The sequence below is a fragment of the Candidatus Micrarchaeota archaeon genome (assembly GCA_028866575.1).
In the GTDB taxonomy this organism is placed as follows: domain Archaea; phylum Micrarchaeota; class Micrarchaeia; order Micrarchaeales; family Micrarchaeaceae; genus UBA12276.
This window is the reverse complement of sequence record JAGWHU010000001.1, coordinates 144,293-158,244: the sequence shown is the minus strand read 5'-3', so window position 1 is coordinate 158,244 and position 13,952 is coordinate 144,293. Positions and strand designations below refer to the sequence as shown.

The following is a 13,952-nucleotide window of genomic DNA, read 5'->3' as shown; positions in this document are numbered from 1 at the left end:
TTTAGAATACCTTCTTCGAATACTCAACATTATCATTTACCAGCTTAATTACTTTATCCTTATGCTTGTAGTAGTTGGCTATAACGAAACCCGCATCGTCTATTGACACGACGTTGTTCCTCACCATCCACTTCATTATTGCAGATTTCTCCGCTATGTCCTCCCCAACGTCCTTCCTTGTGAGGCCGCCGTAAAGGGTGAGCGTGTCAAGCAGCCTGGTCATCTCGCCTATCTGGCCGAACCTGTCGTTCAGTATGTTCCACTTGTACAGCACGTTAACGTCACCGGTATTGAGCATCTCCCCGAACTCGAGCATTCGCCTTATCCCCTTAGACCTGTGCCTGAACAGCACGACAACCCCGCCGAGCGCATTCATCGTTATCTTTGGCACGTCTATAGGGGGATTGGTCATCCTGACGATAGTGTCCTGGGCGTTGTCGGCGTGAACCGTGCCGTATACCGCATGACCGGTGTGTATCGCCTCGAACAGCGTCTCTGCGTCTTTCTGCGTCCTTATTTCCCCGACGAGCATTATGTCAGGCCTCTGCCTCAGCGCGTTTATCATGAGCCTGTACATCGTTATCTCGCCCTTGCCCTCCGGATTTGGCTCCCTTGAGACCATTGCTATCCATTGCAGGAAGTTCGGAAGCTGAAGCTCCCTTGTTTCCTCTATGGATATTATCCTCCTGTTGGCGGGGAAGAATATGCTGCACGCGTTAAGGAAGCTTGTCTTGCCGCTTGCTGTCCCTCCGGAAAATATGAGGCTTATCTCGTTCTGTATGCAGAGCCACACGAGCGAGGCTATTTCCGGCGATATGGACCCGACCTTCACCAGCGCAGGCATGGTCCACGGGTTCTTGGCGAATTTCCTTATGGTTATCGTGTTGCCGGACTGGGATATGGGATAAAGCGTGGCGTTTACCCTCGAGCCGTCTGCAAGCTCCGCATCCATGAGCGGCGAGAGGTTGTTTATCTGCCTGCCTATCCTCCTGCCTATCTGCGACGCCTGGTCGTATATCGTATTGTCGTTTACCGGCTTTATGTTGGTCTTGCACCATCCAAGGTTCTTGTGGAATACCCAGATGAAATCCTTGGGCCCGTTGACGGCTATCTCCTCAAGGTTGTCATCCGCTATCAGGGCCTCGAGGTCGCCGAGCCCGAGCATCATGTTGAGTATGTAGGACGTGAGCAGCTTTTTGGTTTCCGGCCTTGTGCCTGGCACGTATTTGTCTATCAGTATGTTGCCAGCGTCTATGTATTTCTGGTTCAGCGAACTGGAATAGCGTTTGTCCTCTATCCTTGCTGGGTCTATGGGCACCATAGCGGTTAGCTCGCCCCTAAGCGACATTATTAGAAGCTTTGTCGCGTCACCTATGCCCGGAAACGTTATGCTGTACTGCGGCACGAAATCCGCGCTCTCGAATATTATTATCTTGACAGGGGTACCGTGTGCGTCAAGCTCGTATTCAGCGAGTATGGTTTCGGTACCTTCGTACATTGTCACTTCGCCTCGTCAGCTTTGCGCTTTATCTCGTCGGAAACGTCCTTTATGGCCTTCTTTATTGCAGCAGTCTTGTCCTTCGTGGCCTTGCCGTCCTTTTTCAGGTCGTCCAGGGCCTTTGCCCTCTTCTCTATGGACATGTTCTTGTTGGAGTCAAGCGCGTTGAGCTGGTTGGTTAGCTTTATTATCTCGGTCTTTGTCGACAAAACGTCGCGGCTCATGTCGTTGATGTTCCTGTTCCACCGCTTCAGGTCGTCATCGAACTTCGCCACGTCTCCGAAGTTGTCCTTTATCGAATTGAGTATGTCAGAGGCGCGTTTCGACTCTGATTCTATGAGCTTGTTGTCCTTTTCCATGCCCTGCTTTATCCTCTGGTACTTGTCCTTGAAATCGCTCTTCAGCACCTCGAGATCGTGCTTTGCGGTCTCGAACTCCTTCCTGTAGCTGTCCACTTCCTTCGATACCTTCTGCGCGGATCTCACCTGGGCCTGTATGTCCTTTATTAGCCCGTTGAGCTGCTTGGAGTTGGTCTTCAGGGCGTATTCTATGTTGTATTTTGAATTCGCGAACTGGTGCCTTATCTCCTTTATCTGGGAGCTTATTTCTGCTTCCATCGAATTGAAGAACTTGTCCTTGTTGTTCTCCATATCGTTTATGGCCTCGCGCGAATCGTTAGTGCTCTCGAGTACCTTGCTTAGCTGGTCGCGCCTGTCGTTCACCTTTGATTCTGTTTGTTTGGGGGAGAAGCTGTTGAGCTTCGCGTACAGCGCGTCGGCCTTCTTGTCTATTTCCTCGAAGTCCTTCTCTATCTCGTCCTTTATCCTGTCCATGCTCTTCTTCTTAGCTTCCAGGGGTGCATACACGTTGTCGACTTCGGCAAGTATGCGCTGCACATCTGGGAGCTTGTTTTGGTACATCTTGTTGAGGCTTCCAAGGGATTCGTTTAGCTCGTCTATGCTCTTAGAGAACTTGTCAAGGGATATGCGCTCTATGGCGAGGTCCTCCTCCAGTATGAATTTGGTTATGTCGGTCTTCGTCTTGAGGTCCTTCTGCTGCCCGGGGGTAAGATTGACTGGCTCCAGGTACATCCTGCCTACTTCGTACGTTATCCTTATCAGGTTGCCGTTCTCCAGCACCTTGGCCCAGTTCTCCACCATCCTTGCGTCAACGTTAAGCTTTATCGCGATGCTGCTCAGCTCCATCCTTCCCTTCTCCCTGAGCAGCTCAAGGAGTGCATCTATCGATGTTCGTGTTTCTCCTATCTCTGGATTACCTTCGCTCTTTTTGGGTTTTCCTGCAGGTTCATCCGCCATTAAAACACATAGATAATTGCTAACAAATGTTTATAATACTTATAAAAGGCTGCCGTTACGGTTTTATACTCCTTGTCAGAGCACGAACCTGTAAAACAGGGAGAACACCAGCGCCACGACAACGAATATTATTATGTCGAATATGCCTATGCCCGTGAAAAGCACCATCAGCGCGAAAATGGCAAGCATCGAGACCGCATATATCGGCTTGCTCCAGTGGAGCACCTTGCTTCCGTCAAGCGGGTATATCGGCAGCATGTTGAAGAACGCAAGGAGTATGCTTATGAATATCGTGAATGATGTAACTGAATAAAGGAAGGAATTCGTAGGGGGGGAGAATACCAGCGCTATGCCAAGAAAGACCACGAATACCGCAAGGTTAGTAAGCGGGCCGGCAATGGATACAAGGCCGTTCTCCTTGTCGGTAAAAGAGTTGGTGTATATGTATGTTGCGCCAGGTATGCCGAGCAGGAATCCAAACGCCCCGGTTACGATTGTTACCGCAAGGCCGGACAGCGAGGTCCTGAATTCCGCAGCTGCGCCGTATCTCATTGCAAGGAACTTGTGCATGAGCTCGTGAAGTATGAAGCTCAGGGTGACGCCTATTGCGGCTATTGGGAGGTAATAAAGGAACTGCCCCAGGGCGCCCTGGTTTCCCTGGAAACCGGGTATTCCACCAATCCTGGTGAGCGAAAACGCCGTGATAAGCACTACATCGGCTATTATTATGTCCCTTATTTCCTCCAATGACGTAACGCTACGCCCGACTGCCATAGCTTTACTTTTAACAATAACATATAAAACCTGCGCGGAATAATATACTGTATTTAGCTCCATCGTCTAGTGGTCATTGCATTTTGCAACCATAAAAGGACGGCGGCCTCTGGAGCCGTAAACGCCAGTTCGAATCTGGCTGGAGCTACTTTACACTTAGGACATGGCTCAAAAGTCATGTTTTCTAGCTAGTATTTTATTTAGTGCTTATAGTCGTAGTTTGGTAGATGTCCCTAGTGCACTTTTAATAGAAGTTCTTATATTATTTCGATGATGAATCAATTCAAATTTATCCATCAATTATTCTGTTCTCAACAACAAACCTGAAAATGCTAAAGCTGCAAGTGCGCTGCCATTTTTCCACATCTTCTTACGAATTTGCATTTTTAATTCCGGAACTGTGAGAGGTTTTACTTCTATTTCTTCACCGATTTTTAAATCTTGTTTTCCTCTTAACTTCAACCCTGTAACCTTTACAATATATACATTATGTGTGTCTTTAGATGCATATTCGTTGATTTTACCCACATATTTAAATTTACCACCAACATAGCCCGTTTCCTGCCTTAATTCTCTCTTAGCTGCCTGGATTGGAGATTCATTATTTTCTTTTAATCCTGCAGGGAGTGTCAATTGTATCTCTTTTGCACCGTGTTTGTACTCCTTTATTGTAACAACCTTACCACTGTGATCTGTTGCAACAAGTATCACATAACTTGGTTTTTCTATAACGCTATAATCGTCTATAACCTTCCCATTAGGTAACCTTACTTTATCAATATATACATTAACGAACGGTGAACTATACACCTTTTTATGTTCTAGCACTTTCCATTTATTTACCATCGACCTTACACCAATGATGTAATTATTGTTTATTACATTAATAATTTAAGCATTTAACATTTCTTTAATATGTCTAGAAAAGATGTATCTAAGATAATGGTGCTTCGCGTCGGACTTTTTAGTCGGGTGAGGGCTTTTTAAGCATTTGCAACTATTAACACAAAAATATAAATATCCCCTAATAGTTAATTATAATAGATAACATGGTAGAAACAGCAACAAAAAAATCTTTGATAGATCCAGAAGCATTTGCTATGGAGGCAAGCAGGAGGTTAAATAGATTAGACACAGGCAATATAGTTGGCAATAGAGAAGTATATACCAAATATAAACAAATAATCGCTTTAATAGAGAAATCCGCTCAGGCATATGGTTTAGCTGATGATAAAGCTAAATCAGAAAAATTTTGGGATGTAGCTGGTAAGATGTACCTAGATATTTTGATTGGAGAGACAATTAGAGGCGCAAATTCTATGACCTCCATCGAAGAAAAAACGGAAACCATAATGAAAGGTGTCAAAGCTGCAAAAAATTCAAATAATCTAACTTTAGTGGCAAATATAGGTTATTTTGCAAAGGGCATATTGACTTTACATAAGGGATTTGCGGGGTCTGCAGATGAAAAACTAGATAGGGAAGTTGTAGATGCATTAAGTGAAATTAGAAAGTTAAAAAGATGATATAAAAATATAATTATTTTTTATTTCTTTGCAATTTTCCTATATATTCTTTGGCTTCTGAAACTTGTTCTCGTGTATTTCCATGAAGGAATTTTATATTTGAATCTATATACGCCCTTAAATTGCTAGTTCTAATCAAAGGTTCGATAATACCCATCCAATCTTTTTCATAACTTGGATCAAAATAGTCTATAGCAGATTTGTTCATTATAACAATACCTGCATTTACTAAACCGGTCTCTTCAGGTTTAGAGGCATAAACAGAATCTCTTAGTCTGAGTTTTAATACAACATTTTTATCATCTAATTCTAATACGCCCTTTTCATGTAAAGCATCAGTATAGGTAGCTACCATGGTAGCAACATAACTAGAAGTTTCGTGATAAAGGATAGCTTCGTCTAAATGTAAGTTTACTCTAATTTCATCGCTATTACAGAAAATCACTTTGCTTCCCTCTATATGTGCTGCTGCTTCTTTCACAGCGCATAAAACTCCTGGTTTACTTTGATATGAAAACTCTACCTTGGTATCTAGTTTCAGATTATTAACATAGTTGATAATTTGTTCTGATTTATAGCCAACAGCAAATACTAATTTGTCGACCATTTTAGAGTACAACATGTCATCTATACTGTATCCAATAAGTTCCTTACCTTCAACTTTAACCAAAGATTTGGGTATTTCATCGTGTGTTAATTCTCTAAGTCTAGTACCCCTACCGCCACACAGAAGAATAGCACCGTATTTATTATTATTTTTAGCTTCTGTTTCTTTTTCATTAGAATTGTTTTTCGTCTTTTCAGTCATATTTATAACACCAAACTTGAAAATATTAAAGCTGCAAGCTCTGCTATTATCTTTGTAGGTAGAGGTTTATTAAGATAAACATTCTTCATAATAATGCATAACAAGCTTATTCGGATAAACTCAAATTCGACATTGGCTTATGCCGGAGCTAAAATCATAGTTTTATTGGCTCTATTATTTGTCATACCGGAGGAGTCCGGCTGCCTTGCGGCTCTCCCTTATGCCGACAGCGACAGGTGCGCGCTGTTCCGGAGATATCCCGCCCATCAGCTCAAACTGCCTGCCCATCGCCATATGATTGGGCGGTGAGATTGCCATGCACAGGGACCAGTTTCCGCTGCTTGCATGCGCTATGCCTTCAGGGTCCTTGAAGTTTCTCAATAGGTGGTCCATTATCCCGAACTTTACAAGATCCCCGTTTTCGCGTACGTTATAATAGCCTTTTTTATCCGTTCCGCGCCCGTCTATGAAAAACCACTCCCCGGCAAGCCTTTTGCCAAGCTCCTTTGTTTGCATTATGTGTGCAAAAGACTCCTTTTCCTTTAGCAGCCTCATGCCATTCGCCTCCAGTATGCTAATGGTACCTGCAAGATCCGCCCATTGCTTTGGTGCCAGTATTACAATGGTTTCCCCCATGCTTCTTATTTCTTCGCGCTTGGTCTCTGCGGCTTCGATATCCTTAGTTGCCATTTTATCCCACGGATAATCTGTCCTTGGCCTCATATTTATATGTATCACCGCAGCGGGCTTTTCCTTTTGCCAGAGTAACGGACCGTGGTGTTTCAGTGCAGATTTAACTTTTAGATATCTCAATGCCATATCAACAATTATTAAAGCTTGGTTGCAATATTGAATCATTTGCCGTATGGATGTTTTGGTGCATAGATGGCTAATAAGATGGGATTGGAGGGCCATGTCATAGTTTGCGGATATGGGGTTGTAGGCCAGAAGATAGTGGATGTGCTCCTTGAATACAACATGAGTTTCGTAGTGATAGAGAATGACCAGAAGAAGATACAGATGCTCAGGGAGCTCGGCTATAACGTGATAGAGGGCGATGCTACGTATTCAAGGACGCTCAAGAGCGCAGGCATAGAAAATGCCAAGGCGATAGCGGTTGCGCTCGACGATGACGCGAAAAACCTGTTCACCGTCCTTGCCGCGCACGATCTGAATAAGAGGCTCTTCATAGCCGCTAGGGCTAACGATGAATTCGTCAGGGAGAAGCTTGTAGAGGTTGGCGCGGACTACATAGTAATGCCGCAGAGAACAGCAAGCAGCGAGATATTGAAGGAGATAAAGAAGCTAAAGTCCTGAAAATGACCGGCTCAAATCCAAACCCTTCGGAAAGCATTGCCACAAGGGTGATAGTAATCCTGGTAGTAGCCACTATCCTTTTCATGCTGTTCTCTGTTGTGATCCTAGACCTTATATCGCACAATATCTATGCCGCGGGTTACTATACGCTCTCCGCTCTGTTCGATGCTAACGGCGAAGGCTCGTGGGTGCCCATTACCGCAGCGCTGGCTGCAAACAACTACGGCTACCTTTTCTACAGTTTCGTCATAGTATCGATACTAGACGGCCTGGCCAAGGTGGTCATAATAGGTTTCCTTATAGCTGCATTCATAAACCTTCTTTCAAACATAGACCTCAAGTCAAAACTTGAGACAATAACCGCAAAGCACCTGAGGGGGCACATAATAGTATGCGGATATTCAATGCTTGCCGAAAGGCTCTGCAACGACCTCGGCGCGGGCAGGATGCATTTTGTCATAATAGAAAAAAACCAGGAAAAGGTAAATCTTCTTCGCGACATTGGCTTCAATGTCATTGAGGGGGATTTCACTGAAAGGAAGGTACTTGAAAATGCATCGCTGAAGAACGCAAAGGCAATAATATTTGCGACAGAAAGCGATTTCACGAACCTCTTGGGGATAGTTACCGCGCACAATGCAAATCCTAAGATAAAGATAATATCCAATGCCAGGGACGAGATGAACGTAAGGAAGATGCAGCGCGGCGGTGCGGACCTATGCCTAGTGCCCGAGATTGTTGCAGGGGTTGAACTGGGCGAGAGGATATCGAAGGTGTGAAATATGGTGAACCTTAAGAGAACCCAATACACCCTGATCCTCATAGTCGCGGTACTATTTCTTGCATCTCTGGCATTATCAGTAGCTGCGGGAGTAGGCCTGTGGACGGCAATCATAGAAAATTCGCTGGATTCGCTGCAGGTGAGCTTTTACCTTGTCAACTTCAGCGAGGCCTCCAACCCGCTCTTCTTCATTTCAAAGCTGCTTGATGCAACGATATTCCCGCTCCTTACCGTTCTACTTGCCTCATGGTTCTTCGATTTCATAAACAATTTCAACCTCAGGGAGCGCATCATATCTTCAAGGATTAACAATCTGCGCGGACACGTAATCATAGTCCCGTACAACAGCTTCTCGAAGGTGCTTTCGGAAGATCTCAAGAAGCAGGGCATAAAGTCCGTGACAATAGCGCAAAACCAGAAGGAGCTCAGGCAGCTTTACAGGGAAAACGGCCTGGCTATAAATGGGGACCTGAGGTCTGCGGAGGTGTTCAGGCTTGCGGGAATAGATAGGGCGCGGTGCGTGATCGCATGCAGCAAGGACGACATGCAGAATGCCCTCGTCTCAATAACAGCGAAAACGGCCCATAAGGACATAGACGTCATAGTAAGAGCCAACAAGGAGGACAATGCTGACAGGCTTGAGAAGGCTGGGGCATACAAGACGGTCCTGGCCGAAGAAACAGCAGGCACAGAGATAGGCAACGAGATAGTCAAGAGGCTTGTTTCAAAAAAGAGCGTAAAGGGCATTTAATTTGCCTGCGCCGAAGCGCAGGCGCGTTTCCGAGGTTGGCCAAGTTTTGCTTGGTAGTAATATTTATGCATGCAAAAGTATTTATTTGTTTCTTTTAGTACATCAATATTTATTAAAGTAAAAGATTTATAGTAAAGTATAAATATTTTAAATCCAAAGCTTTACCAAGAAAGCTGCGCATCACTGCGCCATACAAATAGGTAATTGCCTGTGCTGTTGTGTACGGGCGCTTTTTCTGAGGTTATGCCTGTAGTGTAGCGTAGGTGCGTTTCAGGGGTTAACGTATGGGATCGGAACACATAAGCGAGCGAGAGCTCGAGAGGTGTATAGATTCCATGGTGGACGAAATGAGCAGGATATACTGCGCGGACCTCACTGAAGAGGCGATGCTGGACTCCAGAATGAGTGACATAGGATTGAGGGACTCACTCATAAGCCAGATAAAGGAGGCAATAAGGTGCAAGAAGATAAGCGAACGCATGATGTCTGAGCAGTCCAGGAAGGTCAGCTACAAGATAGACGTGGAAGTTGGAAGGAATGGCATGTCTTATACAGTAGCGCGCAGCAGCAATCCGCCAGAGTAATCGGCCATGGCTTTGTTTGTTTTTTTCTTTTTCTTTTTTATTTTATGCTGTAGTAAATTAATCAGGCACAATCAATGGTTTAATGCACGTCAAGGACATAAAATTAAACGAATGCAGGGGCGTCTATGAGCCGCGCGAGGATTCGTACATGCTTGCCGAGTCGGTAAACATGCACGCGTTCGGGAAGGTGCTGGATCTCGGGACGGGCACGGGAATACAGGGAATTGTAGCTGCGCTCAAAGGATGCGAGGTCACGTTCTCCGACATAGATGAAAAAGCACTGGAATGCGCCAGGGCGAACGCCGAGCAGAATGGCGTTTCCGGGAAATTCCTGAGATCAGACATGTTCGACAGTATAGGTGAAAGGTTCAACACCATAGTATTCAACCCGCCGTACGTAATAAGCAAGGAAATGAAGCATCTGGCTCTAGACGGAGGCGAGAACGGCAGGCACTACATAGACAGGTTCATAGGTTCATACAAAGAGCATGTCTTGGATAGGCATTGCGTGCTCATCGTTGAAAGCTCCTTCAACCGCTTTGAGAAAGACGTGGAAAGGCTGCATGCTGAAATTGTTTCAAAGGGGCATTATTTTTTTGAGGACATAGCAGTATTGCGGTTTTGACGCGCAGCGATCCTCTTTTCGTTGAATGACTGCATTGCACCTGCCCACATGCTGGTGCCCTTCAGGACAGGCTTCAGGAATCCCCCCAGCGGCGCTTTCCTCTGGCTCAGCGAGTTTATCTCGTTTATCTCGCTTTTGGAAAGCTTCCAGCCTGACGCACCGATTATCTCGTTTACGTGATCCAGGTCGCTGGTTTTCGGTATCGCTATGACGCCCTTTTTCGATGTAAGCCAGTTCAGGGCAACCTGTACCGCGGTTTTATTGTGCCGCTTCCCTATCATATCCAATGCATCGAAGGTTTTGCGGTACCTATTATCGAACAAAAGCCCTGTGCCGAACGGGCTGTATGCTATTATGGTTATCTTATTATCCTCACAGAAATCGAGCAGGTCTTCCTCTATTTCCCTTGTTAGCACGCTGTATTCTACCTGGTTCGATACTATTTCATACCTGTCCATGGCGGTTTGGGCCTCTATGAGCTCGTTGACGCTGAAATTGCTTACGCCTATATGCCTTATCTTCCCGTCCTCTGCAAGGTCTTCCATTGCGCGCATCGTCTCTTTTATGCTTATACGGTGATTCGGCCAGTGGAGCTGGTATAGGTCTATCTGCCCTACGGCAAGCCTTCTAAGGCTTGCATCGCATGAATTTATCAGATCATTATATTTGAAATGATTAGGGGAAACCTTTGTGGCTATGAATACGCCCTTACGTGCTTCTACGGCCTTGGCCACAATCGCCTCGGTTGCGTACATCTCTGCAGTGTCTATTAAATTAATGCCATCATCAAGCGCGGATTGCAGCGCCAGTGTCTCCTTTTCCGGATTGATGCCCATTTTCCATGTGCCTATTCCTATTTCCGAAAGGCGTTCGCCAGTATCGCCAAGTGTTTTGTGCCTCATCATTCATATCCCAGAAGCTTATGCTGTTTATTCATCAATTATTGGTGCTTTAGGTATAAATGCATGATTTATTTAATTCGGTATCAGTAATCATTGCGAAAACCGAAATATTTTTACATTACGGTTTGTTTCCGATATATTATTCCGCTAATAAAATTTCCTTAAATTTTACCGAAATATTTTATGCATATTTTACGTCGTAAAACCGAAATGAAAACCGAAAAGATGGGTATCTTTTATATACTTATCGGAAGTCATAGATAACAGGTGTTAGGATGAGCAAAACAGGAGATACCAAAAAGAAGATTATTGAAATCCTGGGTGAAAGGAATGTTACCCTAACAGACATCAGCAACAGGCTAGGTCTTGCACCTTCAACAATCAGCCAGCATCTGCAGGAACTTACAGATTCTGGAACGATAAGGCTTGTTGAGGATAGACCGAGAAAATGGAAATATTATGAACTTATCAGGGACAATAGCAGGTACGAGATACTTAATAGGCCCAATGTGAACAGGTGGATAGATCCAAAAAGGATTGCAGTGCCTCTTGCAGCCATTGCAATAGCCCTGGTTGCGGCATTCTTGATATTCCATGGTAATCCGCATGTTGCATCAAGCAATATGGTCTATCTTGCGCCAGGTGCGGCGGTGCCCATAGGCAGCACGATATTCACAGTTTCAGATGCGCCGTCATTCTACAACATAAGCTCGCTGGTAGTCACCGCCGACAGCGCAAGCATACACAGTGATACGACAGGGAAGTGGTACAACATACCCCTGCAGGCGAAGAGCTTTGATCTTGTACAGCTCAAGAACATATCCACGATACTCGCAGGCATAACGCTGAGCAATGGGATCTATGACGAGGTTGTGTTGAACATATCGAACGTAACGGCAACCGTAAATGGCACGAAGGAGAGCGTAGTCCTGCCTTCAGGAAAGCTGAGGATGATGGTGGATTTCAACATAACAAATGACACAACAAACTGGATAAACATAGATTTCGACCTAGAGCATTCGCTGCACGTTACGGGAAGCGGAAGCATAGTCATGATGCCCGTGGTTAACCTCAGGCATGTTTCAGACAATCAGCTGCAGCTTAACCAAAGCTCCATAATAGTAGCAAATGGCCCGGGCATGATAAAAAGGGAGTTTGAGGAGGGCATGGACCAAAATGGCACCATGGTAAGCAATTATTCAGTTCCGCAGGACATAAACATAGTTTCATCGAACGGGAGGATCAACTTTTACGGCAGCGCCAAGATACCTGTAATAGTCAGGACAAGGACCGGCATAATCATAGGAGGAGATGCGAGTAGCATTCTGAACCTTACAGGAGGCATAGGGATATCTGGAAGCAACCACAGCGCCGGCTTCCAGAGCAAGTCCCTTGCAGGGATAGCCTACAACAGCTGCATAAGCCAGCTGCCGCAGAACGGGAGCAGCTTTAACATAAGCGCAAAGGACGATGCATCGCTGATCAGGATGTGCTGCGCCCTGTACGCGCACCCGTTCGAAAACAACAGCACCGCAGTGATAGGCAGCAACGTCCAGGTCGGGACGACATCAAAGGTAAGCGTAACAGGCATAAGCTCGCACCCACCTGTGATAAATTGCTGCTATCCGACGTACATAAGCACCTCTTCAGGCAAAGTCGCGGTGAGAAGGTGCTGGCCGATAGGAATAGCCACGAACTCAACAGAAGGGTTTTCAGGGAATGCAACAGTGCAGGACGTGGTGAATGCAGGCTCGCAGCACGTTGAGGAGAACATAAGCGCATCGGCGCTCAACCACGGATTGATGAGCAGGGGAGGATCCAGCGGGAGCAGCTCGGAGCTGAACATATCAGTCAATAATTCAAGTAATGGCGCTTTCAGCACGCAATGCAGCTTGCAAAATGGCGCGCTCTCATGCGGTGCAGGCATAACGGGAAACATTTCCGAAATAGCAATAGATGTAGGGCACGTGCACCTAAATTCTACGGATAGCGTTTCAGTAACAAGCACCGTAGAGGCATCAAGCAGCACAACCTTATCGAGCGCCACGACAAGCACCATAGGCCTTCCCGAAACTGGTGCAAGCTCGTCCTCTAATGTCGTAGCAGGAATCAACTCCATCACGAGCAATACAGGAGGGGTGCTCAATTCCACCGGGACGATAAGCGCCAATGCGGTAAGCATGGTGAACTCAAGCATATGATAGACATGATAACGATATGACAAATAAAGTGATGACATGAAAACGAAGATATTGTTGGTATTCATTGCAACAGCAGCCATATTGGCGGCAAGCATAGGCGCGGTAAGCCTGAACTTCAGGCATAACGGAAGCAGCGTCCTGAATTCAAATGCGCTGAATGAAACCCCGAATTTTGCTGAGAATCATGGAATGGGCCATGGGTTGATGAGAATGGGTTTGTGGGGCAGATTCGGGAAATTCGTAACCAGTAAGCAGCAGCTGGGCGCGTTGGTGCAGTGCAAGACGACTTTCGTTGATTCTGCCGCTCCGGTAGCGTCAAATGTGCTTAACGTAAGCCTGAACTCTTCGGGAGTAGACAAAGCGAATTCGAAGCTGCAGGCAGACATAGGGAGCAACGCTTCTGTGCACACCTTAAGGGGCGACCTGATAGCATTCAGGGGCGAGCTGATGGTGCTTTTCGGCGATGCATTTAGTGCTGTCAAGAATAAGACGCAGGTGCAGACGCTCAGGTCGGATTTGAACGGCTCTTTCGGCAAGCTTCAGACGTGCATATCATCAAATACCATAAACGGTACGCATATGCACCCGATGATGGTTGAGCACAACGACAACGAGTCGCATGGTTCAGATTGAATTTGACAGATCCCCGTTTTCTTTTCTTTATTTTTTTGTCTTTTTGTATTCGTCTATAATTGCCGAAAGCCTTTTGCTTGAGACAAGCAATGAAATGCCCACGGCAATCGTCAATACGCCTATGTAGAGCAGCAGGTGGCTCGTTACTGGGTGCACATACCACACTGCAATGGATACTATGCCTGATGAAATCCAGCCCAGCCCTGGTACAAGTATCTCCTTCCTCATTGAATCCT

The 13,952-nt window shown here is 45.7% G+C and carries 16 protein-coding genes and 1 tRNA gene; 9 read left to right on the top strand and 8 right to left on the bottom strand.

The features are described from left to right. Nucleotide 1 precedes the first annotated feature (1 nt). From KGI06_00945 to KGI06_00935, 3 genes are all read right to left on the bottom strand, one after another. Entirely contained in the window at nt 2-1,498 is a 1,497-nt protein-coding gene (locus tag KGI06_00945) for a CpaF family protein (GenBank protein ID MDE1870790.1), read from the bottom strand. A 2-nt stretch (nt 1,499-1,500) separates the two neighbouring features. Then, entirely contained in the window at nt 1,501-2,814 is a 1,314-nt protein-coding gene (locus tag KGI06_00940) for a hypothetical protein (GenBank protein ID MDE1870789.1), read from the bottom strand. A gap of 75 nt (nt 2,815-2,889) precedes the next feature. Next, complete coding sequence (locus KGI06_00935; GenBank protein MDE1870788.1) at nt 2,890-3,588, bottom strand: site-2 protease family protein; 699 nt, start codon at nt 3,586-3,588, stop codon at nt 2,890-2,892. A 55-nt stretch (nt 3,589-3,643) separates the two neighbouring features. Between KGI06_00935 and KGI06_00930 the strand changes: the two genes are divergently transcribed. Next, nucleotides 3,644-3,736 (top strand) — tRNA-Gln (locus KGI06_00930). 152 nt (nt 3,737-3,888) lie between these two features. Here the strand turns inward: KGI06_00930 and KGI06_00925 are convergent. Then, nucleotides 3,889-4,434, bottom strand: a complete 546-nt coding sequence (locus KGI06_00925) for an NUDIX hydrolase (protein ID MDE1870787.1) — start codon at nt 4,432-4,434, stop codon at nt 3,889-3,891. 203 nt (nt 4,435-4,637) lie between these two features. On the opposite strand from KGI06_00925, the gene KGI06_00920 reads away from it, so the two are divergent. Then, entirely contained in the window at nt 4,638-5,114 is a 477-nt protein-coding gene (locus KGI06_00920) for a hypothetical protein (GenBank protein MDE1870786.1), read from the top strand. Between the two features lie 13 nt (nt 5,115-5,127). Here KGI06_00920 and KGI06_00915 read toward each other — a convergent pair whose 3' ends face one another. Together KGI06_00915 and KGI06_00910 are read right to left on the bottom strand one after the other, a co-directional pair. Next, nucleotides 5,128-5,922, bottom strand: a complete 795-nt coding sequence (locus KGI06_00915; GenBank protein ID MDE1870785.1) for a nucleotidyltransferase family protein — start codon at nt 5,920-5,922, stop codon at nt 5,128-5,130. A gap of 174 nt (nt 5,923-6,096) precedes the next feature. Continuing rightward, a complete protein-coding gene (locus KGI06_00910; GenBank protein MDE1870784.1) occupies nt 6,097-6,612 on the bottom strand; it encodes a hypothetical protein in 516 nt (171 codons plus the stop codon). Nucleotides 6,613-6,807: 195 nt separating this feature from the next. Between KGI06_00910 and KGI06_00905 the strand changes: the two genes are divergently transcribed. The 5 genes from KGI06_00905 (at nt 6,808) to KGI06_00885 (ending at nt 9,980) form a co-directional block, all read left to right on the top strand. Beyond that, nucleotides 6,808-7,239, top strand: a complete 432-nt coding sequence (locus tag KGI06_00905; protein ID MDE1870783.1) for an NAD-binding protein — start codon at nt 6,808-6,810, stop codon at nt 7,237-7,239. A 2-nt stretch (nt 7,240-7,241) separates the two neighbouring features. Then, entirely contained in the window at nt 7,242-8,018 is a 777-nt protein-coding gene (locus KGI06_00900; GenBank protein MDE1870782.1) for an NAD-binding protein, read from the top strand. Between the two features lie 3 nt (nt 8,019-8,021). Further along, nucleotides 8,022-8,771, top strand: coding sequence for an NAD-binding protein (locus KGI06_00895; protein MDE1870781.1), 750 nt, complete (start codon nt 8,022-8,024; stop codon nt 8,769-8,771). Between the two features lie 284 nt (nt 8,772-9,055). Continuing rightward, a complete protein-coding gene (locus KGI06_00890; GenBank protein MDE1870780.1) occupies nt 9,056-9,355 on the top strand; it encodes a hypothetical protein in 300 nt (99 codons plus the stop codon). Nucleotides 9,356-9,437: 82 nt separating this feature from the next. Then, on the top strand, nt 9,438-9,980 hold the full coding sequence (locus KGI06_00885; protein MDE1870779.1) for a methyltransferase: 543 nt from the start codon (nt 9,438-9,440) through the stop codon (nt 9,978-9,980). On the opposite strand, the gene KGI06_00880 is transcribed toward KGI06_00885, so the two are convergent. Next, a complete protein-coding gene (locus tag KGI06_00880) occupies nt 9,944-10,885 on the bottom strand; it encodes an aldo/keto reductase (protein MDE1870778.1) in 942 nt (313 codons plus the stop codon). The genes KGI06_00885 and KGI06_00880 overlap by 37 nt on opposite strands. Nucleotides 10,886-11,157: 272 nt before the next feature. On the opposite strand from KGI06_00880, the gene KGI06_00875 reads away from it, so the two are divergent. Beyond that, a complete protein-coding gene (locus KGI06_00875) occupies nt 11,158-13,083 on the top strand; it encodes a DUF4382 domain-containing protein (GenBank protein MDE1870777.1) in 1,926 nt (641 codons plus the stop codon). A 36-nt stretch (nt 13,084-13,119) separates the two neighbouring features. Then, complete coding sequence (locus KGI06_00870; protein ID MDE1870776.1) at nt 13,120-13,716, top strand: hypothetical protein; 597 nt, start codon at nt 13,120-13,122, stop codon at nt 13,714-13,716. Nucleotides 13,717-13,743: 27 nt separating this feature from the next. Here KGI06_00870 and KGI06_00865 read toward each other — a convergent pair whose 3' ends face one another. Continuing rightward, a complete protein-coding gene (locus tag KGI06_00865; protein ID MDE1870775.1) occupies nt 13,744-13,944 on the bottom strand; it encodes a hypothetical protein in 201 nt (66 codons plus the stop codon). Nucleotides 13,945-13,952: the final 8 nt, after the last annotated feature.

Coding starts and splice junctions, on each gene's coding strand:
- KGI06_00945 (MDE1870790.1), bottom strand. CDS start 1,498: ATGTACGAAGGTACCGAAACCATACTCGCTGAATACGAGCTTGACGCA.
- KGI06_00940 (MDE1870789.1), bottom strand. CDS start 2,814: ATGGCGGATGAACCTGCAGGAAAACCCAAAAAGAGCGAAGGTAATCCA.
- KGI06_00935 (MDE1870788.1), bottom strand. CDS start 3,588: ATGGCAGTCGGGCGTAGCGTTACGTCATTGGAGGAAATAAGGGACATA.
- KGI06_00925 (MDE1870787.1), bottom strand. CDS start 4,434: ATGGTAAATAAATGGAAAGTGCTAGAACATAAAAAGGTGTATAGTTCA.
- KGI06_00920 (MDE1870786.1), top strand. CDS start 4,638: ATGGTAGAAACAGCAACAAAAAAATCTTTGATAGATCCAGAAGCATTT.
- KGI06_00915 (MDE1870785.1), bottom strand. CDS start 5,922: ATGACTGAAAAGACGAAAAACAATTCTAATGAAAAAGAAACAGAAGCT.
- KGI06_00910 (MDE1870784.1), bottom strand. CDS start 6,612: ATGGCAACTAAGGATATCGAAGCCGCAGAGACCAAGCGCGAAGAAATA.
- KGI06_00905 (MDE1870783.1), top strand. CDS start 6,808: ATGGCTAATAAGATGGGATTGGAGGGCCATGTCATAGTTTGCGGATAT.
- KGI06_00900 (MDE1870782.1), top strand. CDS start 7,242: ATGACCGGCTCAAATCCAAACCCTTCGGAAAGCATTGCCACAAGGGTG.
- KGI06_00895 (MDE1870781.1), top strand. CDS start 8,022: ATGGTGAACCTTAAGAGAACCCAATACACCCTGATCCTCATAGTCGCG.
- KGI06_00890 (MDE1870780.1), top strand. CDS start 9,056: ATGGGATCGGAACACATAAGCGAGCGAGAGCTCGAGAGGTGTATAGAT.
- KGI06_00885 (MDE1870779.1), top strand. CDS start 9,438: ATGCACGTCAAGGACATAAAATTAAACGAATGCAGGGGCGTCTATGAG.
- KGI06_00880 (MDE1870778.1), bottom strand. CDS start 10,885: ATGATGAGGCACAAAACACTTGGCGATACTGGCGAACGCCTTTCGGAA.
- KGI06_00875 (MDE1870777.1), top strand. CDS start 11,158: ATGAGCAAAACAGGAGATACCAAAAAGAAGATTATTGAAATCCTGGGT.
- KGI06_00870 (MDE1870776.1), top strand. CDS start 13,120: ATGAAAACGAAGATATTGTTGGTATTCATTGCAACAGCAGCCATATTG.
- KGI06_00865 (MDE1870775.1), bottom strand. CDS start 13,944: ATGAGGAAGGAGATACTTGTACCAGGGCTGGGCTGGATTTCATCAGGC.